At 67.7% G+C, this 12,616-nt stretch carries 15 protein-coding genes; 7 read left to right on the top strand and 8 right to left on the bottom strand.

Going from position 1 to position 12,616, the window contains the following annotated elements; all coding sequences use genetic code 11:
* The first annotated feature begins 31 nt into the window (after positions 1–31).
* From AC3A3X_RS04880 to AC3A3X_RS04860, 5 genes are all read left to right on the top strand, one after another.
* The gene (locus AC3A3X_RS04880) at positions 32–1,168 is read left to right on the top strand and encodes an AI-2E family transporter (RefSeq protein ID WP_487581915.1); all 1,137 of its coding nucleotides are present in this window, start codon (positions 32–34) and stop codon (positions 1,166–1,168) included.
* A 34-nt stretch (positions 1,169–1,202) separates the two neighbouring features.
* A complete protein-coding gene (locus AC3A3X_RS04875; protein ID WP_487581914.1) occupies positions 1,203–2,786 on the top strand; it encodes an efflux transporter outer membrane subunit in 1,584 nt (527 codons plus the stop codon).
* Entirely contained in the window at positions 2,783–3,922 is a 1,140-nt protein-coding gene (locus tag AC3A3X_RS04870; RefSeq protein WP_487581913.1) for an HlyD family secretion protein, read from the top strand. The genes AC3A3X_RS04875 and AC3A3X_RS04870 overlap by 4 nt, the downstream gene beginning before the upstream one ends.
* A 14-nt stretch (positions 3,923–3,936) precedes the next feature.
* Positions 3,937–4,980, top strand: a complete 1,044-nt coding sequence (locus AC3A3X_RS04865; RefSeq protein WP_487581912.1) for a DUF2955 domain-containing protein — start codon at positions 3,937–3,939, stop codon at positions 4,978–4,980.
* A gap of 155 nt (positions 4,981–5,135) precedes the next feature.
* The gene (locus AC3A3X_RS04860; RefSeq protein WP_487581911.1) at positions 5,136–5,363 is read left to right on the top strand and encodes a hypothetical protein; all 228 of its coding nucleotides are present in this window, start codon (positions 5,136–5,138) and stop codon (positions 5,361–5,363) included.
* A 304-nt stretch (positions 5,364–5,667) separates the two neighbouring features.
* Here AC3A3X_RS04860 and AC3A3X_RS04855 read toward each other — a convergent pair whose 3' ends face one another.
* On the bottom strand, positions 5,668–5,874 hold the full coding sequence (locus AC3A3X_RS04855; protein WP_487581910.1) for a hypothetical protein: 207 nt from the start codon (positions 5,872–5,874) through the stop codon (positions 5,668–5,670).
* Positions 5,875–6,052: 178 nt separating this feature from the next.
* Here AC3A3X_RS04855 and AC3A3X_RS04850 point away from each other — a divergent pair, with 178 nt between their 5' ends.
* Together AC3A3X_RS04850 and AC3A3X_RS04845 are read left to right on the top strand one after the other, a co-directional pair.
* Positions 6,053–6,835 carry an NRDE family protein gene (locus tag AC3A3X_RS04850; protein WP_487581909.1) on the top strand — a complete coding sequence of 261 codons (783 nt, stop codon included), beginning with the start codon at positions 6,053–6,055 and terminating at the stop codon, positions 6,833–6,835.
* A gap of 111 nt (positions 6,836–6,946) precedes the next feature.
* A complete protein-coding gene (locus tag AC3A3X_RS04845; protein WP_487581908.1) occupies positions 6,947–7,864 on the top strand; it encodes a DedA family protein/thiosulfate sulfurtransferase GlpE in 918 nt (305 codons plus the stop codon).
* Between the two features lie 3 nt (positions 7,865–7,867).
* Here the strand turns inward: AC3A3X_RS04845 and AC3A3X_RS04840 are convergent, their stop codons facing one another.
* The 7 genes from AC3A3X_RS04840 to phaE form a co-directional block, all read right to left on the bottom strand.
* Positions 7,868–8,311, bottom strand: a complete 444-nt coding sequence (locus AC3A3X_RS04840; protein WP_487581907.1) for a hypothetical protein — start codon at positions 8,309–8,311, stop codon at positions 7,868–7,870.
* A gap of 19 nt (positions 8,312–8,330) precedes the next feature.
* Entirely contained in the window at positions 8,331–8,957 is a 627-nt protein-coding gene (locus AC3A3X_RS04835; protein WP_487581906.1) for a M15 family metallopeptidase, read from the bottom strand.
* A gap of 39 nt (positions 8,958–8,996) precedes the next feature.
* A complete protein-coding gene (locus tag AC3A3X_RS04830) occupies positions 8,997–9,194 on the bottom strand; it encodes a PspC domain-containing protein (RefSeq protein WP_200604939.1) in 198 nt (65 codons plus the stop codon).
* 46 nt (positions 9,195–9,240) lie between these two features.
* Entirely contained in the window at positions 9,241–9,624 is a 384-nt protein-coding gene (locus AC3A3X_RS04825) for a YfeK family protein (protein WP_487581905.1), read from the bottom strand.
* Between the two features lie 7 nt (positions 9,625–9,631).
* Positions 9,632–10,327 (bottom strand): SGNH/GDSL hydrolase family protein, encoded by a 696-nt coding sequence (locus AC3A3X_RS04820; protein ID WP_487581904.1) that lies wholly within the window; start codon positions 10,325–10,327, stop codon positions 9,632–9,634.
* A gap of 100 nt (positions 10,328–10,427) precedes the next feature.
* Positions 10,428–11,510, bottom strand: coding sequence for a class III poly(R)-hydroxyalkanoic acid synthase subunit PhaC (locus AC3A3X_RS04815; RefSeq protein WP_487581903.1), 1,083 nt, complete (start codon positions 11,508–11,510; stop codon positions 10,428–10,430).
* A gap of 2 nt (positions 11,511–11,512) precedes the next feature.
* Positions 11,513–12,547 carry a class III poly(R)-hydroxyalkanoic acid synthase subunit PhaE gene (gene phaE, locus AC3A3X_RS04810; protein ID WP_487581902.1) on the bottom strand — a complete coding sequence of 345 codons (1,035 nt, stop codon included), beginning with the start codon at positions 12,545–12,547 and terminating at the stop codon, positions 11,513–11,515.
* Positions 12,548–12,616 lie beyond the last annotated feature (69 nt).

The raw sequence follows: 12,616 nt of genomic DNA, 5'->3' as shown, positions 1-12,616 counted from the left end.
GGGGCCGGTCGACGTCAAGGAGGATTTCCACGTGAACGTAGATCAAGAAACGCTGCGCAAGCTCGTCACCGCCGACCTGACCGAGACCCTGATCAAGGTCGGCCTGATCGCGTTCCTGGCGATCGTCTGTGTGCGCATATTCGCGCCGTTCGCGAACCTGGTGATCCTGGGCGTGATCCTGGCCATCGCCATCTACCCGCTGTACCAGGGGCTGGTGCGCCGACTGGGGGGCCGCCGCGGCCTGTCCGCCACGGTACTGGTGCTGGCGCTGCTGCTTCTGCTGGGCGTGCCCATGGTGATCCTGGGCAGTTCGTTCGCCAGCCAGATCAGTGAAGTCCATCAGTCGTTCGAGAAAGGCTCCTTCGCGGTCCCGACCCCCAACCCCAAGGTCGCGCAGTGGCCCGTGGTCGGTGAGCGCCTTCACGCCGCCTGGACCGAAGCGGCCGACAACCTGCCGGCCTATCTGCAGAAGAATGCCGAGATCATCCGCGGTTGGCTGCGCAAGGCGTTGATGATGGCGGCCAATGCCGCCGGCGCGATCCTGATGTTCCTGGCCGCGATAGTCGTCGCCGGCGTGATGATGGTCTATGCAGAAGGCGCAAAACGCGCCACTGAACGCATCCTGGTGCGGCTGACCAATCCGGCCGAGGGCGCGAGCCTGCTGAAGCTTGCCGTCGCCACGGTACGTTCGGTGGCCGCCGGCGTGGTCGGCGTCGCCTTCATCCAGGCCTTGCTGCTGGGCATGGGCTTCCTGTTTGCAGGCATACCGGCAGCGGGCGTGTGGGCGGCCATCACGATGCTGCTGGGCATCCTGCAGTTGCCGGCGCTGATCATCTCCTTGCCCGCGATCGGTTACCTGTGGTGGGCCGACGACGGTTCCTCGACGGTGATGAAAGTGATCTTCACCATCTACTTCCTCGTCGCCGGCATGGCCGACAACGTGCTCAAGCCGCTGCTGCTCGGACGCGGCGTGGATGCGCCGATGCTGGTCATCCTGGTCGGCGCCATCGGCGGCATGGTCACCGGCGGCATCCTCGGTCTGTTCGTCGGCGCCGTGCTGCTGGCCGTGGGGTACAAGCTGTTCATGGAATGGGTCGATTCGCGTGCGCCGGCGTCCATCGTGCCGGCGGCAACCACCGACTCCATCGACACGGACACCGCCCATTAGTCGCAGGAGCGCACGGCCAGTGATGCGGGCGATCATGCGGGCCACCAGGGGCAAATACGCGGCACGGTGTCTTGCCGGCGCCGCAGTCCTGGCCTCGGGGCTGTGGCTGGGCGCCTGCACCACGCTGGGGCCGGACTATGAAGAGCCCGACGTCACCTGGCTCAACGAATGGCAGACCGACCTGTACGGCCAGGCGGTCGGGCCGGCGCAGCAGCGCGATCTCGACCTGCAGTTCTGGTGGCATGCCTTCAACGATCCGGCGCTCAATTCGCTGATCGACAGCGCGCGCGAGCACAATCCCTCGCTGCGCATCGCCGGCCTGCGGATCATGGAAAGTCGCGCCGTCCTGGGTATCGCCAGCGCCAACCTGTATCCGCAGCTGCAGCAGATCAACGGCGCGGCGACCTACATCGACAGTCGCAGCAGCGGCGGATCAGGACCCGACGTCCACGACAGTTACGGCGCCTACAGCGCCGGCTTCGACCTGGCCTGGGAACTGGATTTCTGGGGACGCTTCCGTCGCGGCATCGAATCGGCCGAAGCGGGATTCTTCGCCTCGGTCAGCAACCAGCAGGACGTGCAGGTGTTGCTGGCCGCGCAGGTCGCCGACCTCTATTTCGCCTACCGCACGACCCTGCTCAGGATCGACATCGCCCGCAAGAACACCGCGATCCAGAAGCGCAGCCTGGAGATCACCGAGCAGTTGTTCAGCAGCGGACAGGAATCGGAACTGGACCTGCAACAGGCCAAGGCGCAGTACCTGGGCACGCTGGCGACCATCCCGGACCTGGAAGGCCAACTCGTCCGGGTTCGCAACGCGCTCGCCGCCGTGCTCGGTCGCAAACCCGGCGACGTCCCCGAGCTGGATACGGTGGTGCGTCCACTGCCGATCGTCGACGGCGCCGTGTTGCGCGAACTGCCGGCGAACCTGCTGCTGCGCCGCCGCGACCTGCGCACGGCGGCATGGCAGGTTGCAGCGCAATCGGCGCAGATCGGCATCGCCAAGGCCGATTACTTCCCGGCGATCACCCTGCTCGGCAGCGTCGGCTGGTCGACCACCTCGCTGGGCGGCAGCCCGCAGGTCCGCAGCATAGCCGCGGGTCCTGCCATCACCTGGAACATCCTCGACTACGGCCGCATCGCCAGCAACGTGCGCCTGCAGGATGCGCGACTGCAGCAGACCATCGAACTGTTCCAGAACACGGCGCTGCTGGCGGCGCGCGAGATGGACGATGCCGCCATCACCGTGGTCAAGACCGCCGAGCAGAAGGCGCCACTGGGCGGTGCCGCACGCGCCGCCGAACGCTCGCTGGAACTGGCCAACTCACAGTACCAGGAAGGCTATGCCGATTTCGAACGGGTGCTCGATGCGCAGCGCGTGATGTTCACCCAGACCGAGCGCGAACTGCTCAATGACAGCGCGCACATCAGCGCGGTCATCACCCTGTACAAGGCGGCGGGCGGCGGCTGGACCGAGATGCCCGCGCAGGAACTTCTGCCCGAAGCGACGCGCGACACCATGAAGTCCAGGACCAACTGGGGCGGCCTGCTCGAGGCGCCCCTCCCTGCCCGCCCCGAGGGGCCGGCCAGCGACAGCGATAGCGGGAACCAGAAATGAGCGCAGGCAACGACGACAAGAAGACGACCGGTGCAGATGCGGGCGGACAGGACCAGGCCGGCAAGACCGTGCGCAAGGGCGGTCGCTGGGTCGCAGCCGCCATCGTGCTCACGCTGCTGCTGTACCTGTTCGCCGACCGCTACACGCCCTACACGTCGCAGGCCCGGATCGAAGGCTACATCGTCGGTGTCGCGCCCAAGGTTGCCGGTGAAGTGACCAAGGTGGCGGTCGCCAACAACCAGACCGTGAAGTACGGGCAGACGTTGTTCGAGATCGACCAGTCGCAGTACCGGATCGCCTTGGCCAAGGCGCACTCGGATCTCGAGAACGCCCGCAAGCAGGTCGGCGCCGGTGGCGCCGCCGTCGATGCGGCGCGGGCCAACCTGGAAGCCGCGCGCGCCAACGAAGTGAAAGCGCGGCAGGACGCATCCCGTCTGCGTCGCCTGCGCGAAACCGATCCGGGCACCATCTCCGTGCGTCGCCAGGAAATCGCCGACGCCAGCCTGGAACAGGCCAAGGCCATGGTCGTGGCCGCGCAGGCCGACATCCGCCGGGCCATCGAGTCGATGGGTGGCGACGACATCGAGCAGAACACGTTGCTGGCGACGGCCCTGACCGCCGTCGACAAGGCCGAGCTTGACATGGCCAACACGGTGGTCCAGGCCTCCACGGACGGCGTCATCACCGACCTGCGAACCGAGGTCGGCCAGTTCGCCGGCACCGGCAGCCCGGTGCTCACCCTGATCGGTGTGCGCGACATCTGGATCAGTGCCGAATACACCGAGAACAACCTCGGCCACATGAAGGTCGGCACGCCGGTCGACATCGTCTTCGACGTGTTGCCCGGCCGTGTCTTCAAGGGCAAGGTGCGCAGCGTCGGCCTGGGCGTCAGCGCCGGCCGCACGCCGAGCGCCGGCAACCTGCCATCGGTCGACAACGACCGCGACTGGCTGCGGCAATCGCAGCGCTTCCCGGTGATCATAGGCATCGATCCGGGACAGGACCCGGAGGATCGCGCCAAATTGCGCATCGGCGGCCAGGCCTCGGTCATCGCCTACGGCGAAGGCGCCGGCGTGCTGAAGCTGCTCGGCAAGATCTACATCCGCGTCGCCAGCTGGCTGACCTATGCGTACTGAGCGGAACTGACGCGATGATCGCGCCTGCCGCCAGGCGTACCTTCCGGCTCGCCTCCGTGGTGGCGCTGTCGGTCGCGCTCGCCTACGGACTGGCGATGCCGTTGCCGTTCATGGCGCTGCTGTTCGCGGTGCTGCTGACCGCCACGCCGGCGCCGCCGCCGGGACCGAAGGCCCTGTTCGCGCTGCTGATGCTGGTCGCACTCACCCTCGGCGTCGGACTGGTGCTGAACCCGTTGCTGCGCAACTACCCGGTGTCGGCGGTGATGATGATCGCCGCGGGCCTCTACGTGAGCACCTACCTCAGTGTCGGCAAGGGCAAGGGCCTGGTCGGTACGTTGCTTGCGGTCGGCCTGACCATGATCCCGGCCGCGGGGTTGATGGACTTCGCGCTGGCAAGTGCGGTGGTCAACGCGCTGCTGATCGGCATCGCCGTGACCGTCGCCTGCCAGTGGCTGGTGCAGCCGCTGTTTCCCGAGCCTCGTCCTGCCTCACCTCCAGACAAGCCCGCAGCCGGCGGCAACGAGCGTGCGGCCTGGCTGGCCCTGCGCACGGTCCTGATCGTGCTGCCGCCGGTGATGCTGGCTTTTACCAATCCGGGCATGTACATGCCGACGATCATGAAGTCGGTGATGCTGGCCCAACAGGGCTCGACCATCAGCGCACGCGCGGCCGGACGCGAACTGATCGGATCGACGTTCCTCGCCGGCATCTACGCGCTGGCATTCTGGTTTGCACTGAAGCTGCTGCCGAACCTGTGGATGTTCTTCCTGTGGATGCTGCTGTTCGGGCTCCACATCGGCAGTCGCCTTTATGGCGTTGTCGCCAGTCGCCACCCGCCGTCGTACTGGGTGAACGTTTTCGTGACGATGCTGATCCTGGTCGGCCCTGCCGTGCAGGACAGCACCGGCGATGATGTCTACGGCGAATTCGTGGCGCGCTTTACCCTGTTCGTGCTGGTCACGCTCTACGCCTGGGGCGCGATCGTCGCGCTGGAATGGGTGCGCGAAGGTCGCAATCGACGCCGGACGAATCCGCAGGCAACTACATTTGCCACTTGAGCAGCCTGAGGAGCGCCGGCCCCTCCGCGCGCACGTCGCCGGGCACTCACGCGACGACGACGCCGCCCATGGCATGGATGTTGCCGCCGCCGAACGTCGCAGCCTGCGAGACCGCTGCGCTTCACCCTTCCGGCCGGCCCAAGGGGAGCATTGCCATGACGATCGACACGTTCCACGCCTATGACGATGCAGGAAACCGCTACACCATCCATGTACGGCGTACATACATCGACACGCGCGGCGCCGACGGACTCGGACGCCGCGTCGAAAGCCTGCGCACCTACCATCTCAACGATGGCGGACCGGTAGACCGGCTCGACGACGACACGTTTGCGATCGTCGATACCGGCATCGGCTTGCGGCTGACGCGAAGCGCAGCCTGAGAGTGTCGTGCCGAGTGCAGCGAGGTACCTGCTTCAAAGCAGAGCGTTCGGGATGACAGACGGGAGAAGGTGTCCCGAAGGTCGGATGAGGGCGCTTCTGCGCTCTTGAAGTTTCGCCCTCACCCCAGCCCTCTCCCGCAAGCGGGAGAGGGAGCAAAGCCGCCAGGCTCAAGGCGTCGGATGCAATGGAAGCGCTGGAGTCACTCCCTTCTCCCGCTCGCGGGGGAAGGTGCCCGAAGGGCGGATGAGGGTGCGCTCTGCCCAGGGCCGGCGACGAAGACCGCCTACGCCCAGGCGCGACGAATCAGAGCAGCAGGGTGCCGAAGACGACCCGGGCGCGCTCGTCGTAGATGCGCAACCACAGCGCCTGGCTCATGGTCTCGGCACAGCGCTTGGCCTGCGGCAGCACGGCCGCCAGCGCGGCTTCGGCACTGGAATAGTCGACCGAAGCTTCGGCGATCTGCTGGGCCAGGATGCTTCCATCCTGTCGCGAGAGTTCTACTCGGTACATGGGTCACCTCCCGGCGGTTTGCAGTGCGCGGTTGGAGCGGGCGGCCGTCCTGCGAACAGGCGGTTCCTGTGTCATCGTCATAGCCTCCACAAACCAGGCGCTGTTCGCAGTCGGGCGGCATCGCTCTGGTATGTAGGACTTTCCCTACACTCCCCCTGTCCCAGCCGAAGCCCTTCGCATGTGCCTGATAGCCGTCGCCTGGCGTGCCCACCCGCGTTACCGTCTCGCGCTCATCGCCAACCGCGACGAAGCCCATGACCGCCCGGCGTCGCCGGCTGGGTTCGATTCCAGCGAGCCCACGGTCTACGGCGGCCGCGACCTGCGCGCCGGTGGCAGTTGGCTGATGGCGTCGACGCGAGGGCGCCTGGCGGCTGTGACCAACGTCCGCGCCGGCCTCGCCGAAGGGGCGATGCCGCGCTCACGTGGCGCACTGGTGCACGGTTTCGTCGCGGGCAACCACGGCAACCGGACCTTCCTCGCCGGCCTGGCCGGCCACGCAGCTGAATACGGTCGGTTCAATCTCCTGACCTGGGACGGCGCCGACCTGGCCTTCGCCAGCAACTACCCTGCTTTCGAGCAGCGCGAGGTGTCCCCCGGCCTCCATGCCATGTCCAACGGCGCCTTCGACGCACGCTGGCCCAAGAGCGGCCACGCCGTGGCCGCGCTCGATTCCTGGCTGCAGTCGCCGGCCTCGCAATCCAGCGACGCCGCCGCGCTGGCGCCGCTGTTCGAGGCCCTGGCCGACACCACCCCGGCGCCAGACGCCGCCCTGCCCGACACCGGCGTCGGCCTGGAGCTGGAGCGCCGCCTGTCGCCGCCGTTCGTGCGAGGGCCGAACTACGGCACCCGCTGCAGCAGCGTGGTGCTGGTCGAGGACGACGGCATCACCTTCGTCGAACAGAGCTTCGGCCCGGACGGCCTGCGCCTGGGCCGGACACGGGCGCGCTTCGCCATCGATTGAGTCCGGCACCGGCACCATTGCGATCACGGCAACGCACCGGTGCACCGGGTGCGCTATCGCCAGCGCGACGTCGCGCCTACGATGGCGATACTGCTCCCGGCCCAATCCCCCATGGAAACGCTGCTGCACCTGATTGCCGTGTACGGCCTGCTGGTCGTATTCGTCAGCGTGTTCCTGGACCAGGGTGGCATTCCGGTCCCGGCCTATCCGCCGATCATCCTGACCGCGGCGCTGGCGGTGGATCGCGGCGACAGCGTCTGGCCGATCCTCATCGTGTCGACGCTCGCGGCGGTGATGGCGGACTGGTTGTGGTTCATCGGCGGCAGGCGCCTGGGCGCGAAACTGCTGCGGTTGATGTGCCGGCTGTCGTTGTCGCCCGACTCGTGCGTGCTGATGACGCGCGGTGTGTATTCGCGCTGGGGCGCACCCTCGCTGATCGTGGCCAAGTTCATTCCCGGCTTCGCCGCGGTGGCGACCACGCTGGCCGGCGAGACCGGTACGCGCACGGGTCGTTTCCTGCTTTACGACGGCATCGGCGCGCTGCTCTGGTCCGGACTGGCCGTTGCACTGGGCGCGATCTTCCATGAAGCGGTAAACAGTGTCCTGGAGCAGCTGGAAGACCTGGGCCGCTTCGCCCTGCCGGCGATCGCCTTCCTGATCGCGGCCTTCGTCCTGTGGAAGCTGTGGCGGCGGCAGATGTTCCTGCGCCAGTTGCGCATGGCGCGGATCACGCCGATGGAGCTGCGCCAGCTGATCGACCAGGGCACCTCGCCGCTGATCCTGGACGTGCGCCCGGAACCGCTGCGCAATGCCTCCGGCTGGATCCCGGGTGCGGTGTTCGTGCGCACGCTGGGCGAGGCAGAGCTGCTGCCGCGCGACGAGGTCGTCGTCTACTGCGACTGCCCCAACGAAGCCTCCGCGGCCGTGCTAGCGCGCGAGCTCAACAAGCACGGCTTCAAGCGCGTGCGGCCGCTGGCCGGTGGCTTCGAGGGCTGGCGCAGCGAGGGCCACCAGGTGGCGTTCGAGTAGGCCTCAGCGCGCCCACGGCCACCAGCCACGGCCAGTGCGTGCGTAGCGGTCGGCCGCGCGTTCGAAACGGTTGCGCACGCTGATACCGCCGAACACCAGGTACAGCGGCAGGAACAACGGGCCAAGCGCAAGGTACTGATAGACGTGGGCCCGCTCGTGATCGGCCAGGACGATCGCCGGCTCGTCGCCGTGACCGGCACGGTGCGCATAGGTCACGCAGGGCGAGTCGAGGCTGTCGCCGGTGTGCAGGATGACGTTGCCGAAGGTGATCGCCCCGCCCGGCCCCCACGGCCAGCGATGGAACACCAGCGCCAGTTCGCGGCGACGCCAGTGCACGTGGGCACCGAAGGCCAGCCCGGCCACGCCAAGGGCGAGTCCGATCAGGGTGTTGGGCAAGGTCCACAGCGCGCCGAGCGCGACCAGCCCGCGGGTGAGGAACGTCGACATCGATGCAGCCTAGCGCAGCTCACGCCAATGCCTGGTCACCGGCGGGAAGATAATTTCGCCCCGCCTCGAACCGTCGCCGCACCTCGGTGACAGTCAGGCCAAGCTGCAGCTGGAAGTGCGGCCGATCGACGAACCGCGCGTTGTCGCCACCCCACTGCAGCCCGGCAGCCATGCCGGCGGCGGCAGCGGCGTCATAGGGCGCAGCGGTCTGCAGGTAGCGACCCTGCTCATCGAACAGGCCGATGTCCCATGCCACGCCGAAGTTGTGCAGGCTCTGGCCGCCGCGCGCCTTGGTCACGACCGGCCCGGGATTGCCATAGCGGCCACGGCGAAACAACGCGTTCTGCTCGGCATAGCTGCGCGTGCCGGAGAGGATCCGCGCGCGCAGTCCGGAGTCGAGTATTCGCGCCAGGCTTGTGCGCGCCGCACGCTGTGCCTGCAGCAACAGGCCGGCCAGCTGGGTTTCGCTGCGCACGTCGAAGGCGCGGGTCTGGCCGCGGACCCACGCGGACTGGTTTTCGAATTCGACCGATGCCGTTTCTGTCAGCGGTCCCCAGCGCCCGTCGAGTCGACCGCTGTACAGCGCTTGCACCCGCAGCAGGCGCTGGGTGAAAAGCACGTCACCCGGGAACAGCCGCAGGCTCATGGGCGTGCAGCGGCGGCGACCCGCCAATCCACGGCACGATCAATCACCTTCGGGAACCAGCAGCCACAGGATCAGGTAGACCAGGATGCCCGGGAACGCCGCCGAGGCGATTGAAATCAGGACGTAGGCGACGCGCAGCAGCGTCGAGTTCCATCCGAACCTGCGTGCGATTCCGCCCAACACGCCGGCGATCATCCGGTCGTGGCGCGAGCGGGACAGTGAGCGGGTAGCGTTCATGGCGGCGCACTCCCTGGCGGCGACGGCGCCAGTCTAGCGCCGGCGCTCAGGGCGGAGCGTGACGAATGGCGCCCAACTGCCTCGTCAGCCAGGTCGAGGACGCCACCGCCGGCTGGCCCGGGCAGCGTACCTGGTAGGCCTTGCCGCTCATGCTGCTCTGGCTGCCGGCGCGCTCGATGAACTGCTCGGCGCTGGCGACCATGTCGCGTTTGCGCAGGTAGTCGTACTTGCGGCGCAGATGCGACTGCGCTTCGCTGGCGGGGTACCAGCGGCCGTTGCGCTGGAACTGGCAGCCGGAACCTCCCAGTGCGGTGATCAGCTGCTCGATTTCCTGCTGCGCCTTCGCCGGCAATGGCCCCTGCGCCTGCGCAGCGGCGGCGGCGCAGACGAGAAGGAAGCCGATCAGCAGCGAGCGAAGGCGGCGACTCATGGCGCCATTACAGCGCATCCAGCCATTTGCCGACGACGTCGGTCCAGATGGCATAGCCACTTGGGTTCATGTGCAGGCGATCGCCGAGGAACAGCTCGTCGCGAGGCTGGCCATCGGCGGCCAGCATCGGCGTGGCGACATCGAGGAACGCAACGCCCTGCTGGTGGCGTGCGTACTCGCGCACCAGCTCGTTGGCCTCGCGCATCTGACCCAGCAGGGCCTCGCGCGCCGGGCTGGGCTTGATCGAGATGAAGGCGATCCGCGCCTGCGGCAGCTGGGCATGCAACTGCGTCACCAGCGCGGCGAAATCGTCGCGCACCTGCTGCGGCGTGCGGCCCTCGACCAGGTCGTTGTCGCCGGCGTACACCACCACGGCGCGCGGCTGGTACGGGACGACGATGCGCTGCGCATAGTAGGTCGTGTCGCGCAGGCGCGAACCGCCGAAGCCGCGGTTGATCGGGGCGGCGCCGGGGAAGTCGTCGCCGAGGGTGTCCCACAGGCGGATCGACGAACTGCCGACGAACACCACCCCGCCGGGCCGGCGACGGACGACGCTGTCGGCCTGTTCGAAGGCGACGATGTCCGGCTCGAACCGGGTGGAGTCCTGCAGTTGCGCTGCGGGCGGCGCGCCGGCTGGCGGAGTCGGATTGGATGCGCAGGCGGTGAGCAGCGCGAGGCAGAGCAGCAGGACGGACTTGGGCATCGATGCAGTGTCAGGTGGAGTGGCTGACTGTGCCATGAGGCCGCTGCCGCGATCTGTCGATTCGTCCGCCCTTCTACAAAAACCGGCCCGCGAACCAGGCTCAGCGCGATCGCGCGCCGAGCCACTCGTGGATCGCCGCCGGCACTTCGCGCTGCGCGCGGCTGGAGACATAGATGCCGATGTGACCACCCTTGAACGACAGCTCGCTGTAGTCGTCGCTGCCGACCAGGTCGGCCAGCACTTTCGACGACGACGGCGGCACCAGATGGTCCTGCTCGGCGTAGATGTTGAGGACCGGCATGTCGACATTGCGCAGGTCGACCGGGCGGCCGCCGATGTCGATGCCGCCCTTGACGAAGCCGTTGCCCTGGTAGAACTGCTTGACGAACTGGCGGAACGCTTCGCCGGCCTGGTCGGGCGAATCGAAAATCCACTTCTCCATGCGCAGGAAGTCTTCCAGCGCCTTGCGGTCGTCGAGCACGTCGACCAGGCCGACGTACTTCTGCACGAACAGCCGCCACGGCTTGAGGGTGAGGTAGCACCAGTTCATGACGTCGGCCGGGACATTGCCGAGCGTGTCGACGAACAGGTCGACGTCGAGGCCGCGCGTCCAGTTGCCCAGCATGTTGTCGCTGGTGTGGAAATCCACCGGCGTGACCATCGTGATCAGGTTGCGCACCTTGTGCGGATTGAGCGCGGCATGGCACAGCGAGAATGCGCCGCCCTGGCAGATGCCGAGCAGGTTGACGGCGTCGAGGCGGTATTCGCCGCGCAGGTGGTCGATGGCGCCGCCGATGTAACGCTGGATGTAATCCTCCAGCTCGAGGTAGCGGTCAGACCGGTCGGGGTAGCCCCAGTCCAGCACGTAGACATCCTCGCCGCGCTCGAGCAGGCCGCGCACGAGCGATTTGTCGTCCTGCAGGTCGACCATGTAGGGGCGGTTGACCAGGGCGTAGACGATCAGCAGCGGCACCCTGGCGGTCGGTGCCCGATCACCGCGGAAGCGGTACAGCACGACCTTGCCGTCGCGCCAGACTTCCTCGCGGGCGGTCGCGCCGTAGTCGACGTCATGGACCTGATGGAGTGTCTCCAGGCCGGCGCGGAGCTTGGCCTGGAAGCGCAGCGACTCTTCGGCCAGGGACTGCGGCGTGAAGCCGAGCGGGCCGTTACCGAATCCATCCATCTTCAACGCTTCCTCGTGCTCGGTTTCGCCGCGCCGCGGGCGGGCTTGGCAGCGCTGCTGGCCCGTATCGCCTTGCGCGCCCCGGGTGCAGGCTTGGGCGCAGGCTTCGATGCCGGTTCGGCTGCCTGCCTCGGCGCCGGCGCTTCGCTTCGTCCGGAGCGGGCCGCATTGGCTTCGACGGCATCTCGCAGGCGCCGCAGTTCGCGTTCGAGCTGGACGATCTTGCGGTGCGCCGAATCCAGCTCGGTCCGGGTCGGCATGCCCATCTGCGCGCTGGCCTGTTCGACGATCGTCTGCTGGCGGCCGCGCAGCGTCATCTGTGCATTGACGAGGGCGGCATAGGCATCGCGGAAGCGTGGCGACAGTGCGATGTCGGCGTAGGCCTCCTCGGCCGCATCGATCCACAGGTCGAACAGTGCGCGAACCGAGCCGAGCTGGCGACCCGGTGCACTGCGCTCGCCGAGCTTGCGCTCGAAGCGCGCGAAGGCGTCCTGGCCGGCTTCGGCCAGCAAGGTCTGGTAGGCCTGGCTCTGTTGCTGCAGGTCCACCTGAGCCTGCATCAGGTGCTGCCAGCGCTCCTGGTGTTCGCGGGCGAATCCAAACGCCGGCAGGCCCAGCCACGAGCGACCATTACGCTGCAACTGCTGCAACCATGGCGCGGCCTGGTCGAACCATTGCGAGGGATCGGTGCTGGCACTGCCCGGCATCGTGCCGAGCATGTGCGCGAACGGGTTGGCGCCATCGCCGCCGAGCGCCTGCTTCCAGGCCGCGGCGATGTCGGCAGCGTTGGCAGTGCGGCCGGCGAACTGCGCTGCCAGCTGCTGCATCTGCCCGAACCATCCCTGCGCCTGGGCGTTGAAGCGCGACACGGCTTCGTCGCCCTGCGGCATGCCGCCCTTGGCCAGCTGCGACCACCAGTTCATCGCTTCGTTCCAGCCCGGCACGCCCGGGGTTTCGGGCGTCGCCGCCGAACGCAGGCTGTCGCCCCAGGCATTCCAGTACTGCCGCGTCCACGCTTCGAAATCGTCCTGCTTCATCACCGCCTCCGCATCATCCCGGCCATGTTAGCAACCGTCATGTTGCGCGACTGCGACGGGCGCGATTGC

Source organism: Lysobacter sp. Soil_N_23, assembly GCF_057656135.1.
This window is presented reverse-complemented; position numbering and strand designations above follow the sequence as displayed.

What these genes read in the sequence shown, in the direction of transcription:
- AC3A3X_RS04875 (WP_487581914.1), top strand. Translation starts at nt 1,203, where the DNA reads ATGCGGGCCACCAGGGGCAAATACGCGGCACGGTGTCTTGCCGGCGCC.
- AC3A3X_RS04870 (WP_487581913.1), top strand. Translation starts at nt 2,783, where the DNA reads ATGAGCGCAGGCAACGACGACAAGAAGACGACCGGTGCAGATGCGGGC.
- AC3A3X_RS04865 (WP_487581912.1), top strand. Translation starts at nt 3,937, where the DNA reads ATGATCGCGCCTGCCGCCAGGCGTACCTTCCGGCTCGCCTCCGTGGTG.
- AC3A3X_RS04860 (WP_487581911.1), top strand. Translation starts at nt 5,136, where the DNA reads ATGACGATCGACACGTTCCACGCCTATGACGATGCAGGAAACCGCTAC.
- AC3A3X_RS04855 (WP_487581910.1), bottom strand. Translation starts at nt 5,874, where the DNA reads ATGTACCGAGTAGAACTCTCGCGACAGGATGGAAGCATCCTGGCCCAG.
- AC3A3X_RS04850 (WP_487581909.1), top strand. Translation starts at nt 6,053, where the DNA reads ATGTGCCTGATAGCCGTCGCCTGGCGTGCCCACCCGCGTTACCGTCTC.
- AC3A3X_RS04845 (WP_487581908.1), top strand. Translation starts at nt 6,947, where the DNA reads ATGGAAACGCTGCTGCACCTGATTGCCGTGTACGGCCTGCTGGTCGTA.
- AC3A3X_RS04840 (WP_487581907.1), bottom strand. Translation starts at nt 8,311, where the DNA reads ATGTCGACGTTCCTCACCCGCGGGCTGGTCGCGCTCGGCGCGCTGTGG.
- AC3A3X_RS04835 (WP_487581906.1), bottom strand. Translation starts at nt 8,957, where the DNA reads ATGAGCCTGCGGCTGTTCCCGGGTGACGTGCTTTTCACCCAGCGCCTG.
- AC3A3X_RS04830 (WP_200604939.1), bottom strand. Translation starts at nt 9,194, where the DNA reads ATGAACGCTACCCGCTCACTGTCCCGCTCGCGCCACGACCGGATGATC.
- AC3A3X_RS04825 (WP_487581905.1), bottom strand. Translation starts at nt 9,624, where the DNA reads ATGAGTCGCCGCCTTCGCTCGCTGCTGATCGGCTTCCTTCTCGTCTGC.
- AC3A3X_RS04820 (WP_487581904.1), bottom strand. Translation starts at nt 10,327, where the DNA reads ATGCCCAAGTCCGTCCTGCTGCTCTGCCTCGCGCTGCTCACCGCCTGC.
- AC3A3X_RS04815 (WP_487581903.1), bottom strand. Translation starts at nt 11,510, where the DNA reads ATGGATGGATTCGGTAACGGCCCGCTCGGCTTCACGCCGCAGTCCCTG.
- phaE (WP_487581902.1), bottom strand. Translation starts at nt 12,547, where the DNA reads ATGAAGCAGGACGATTTCGAAGCGTGGACGCGGCAGTACTGGAATGCC.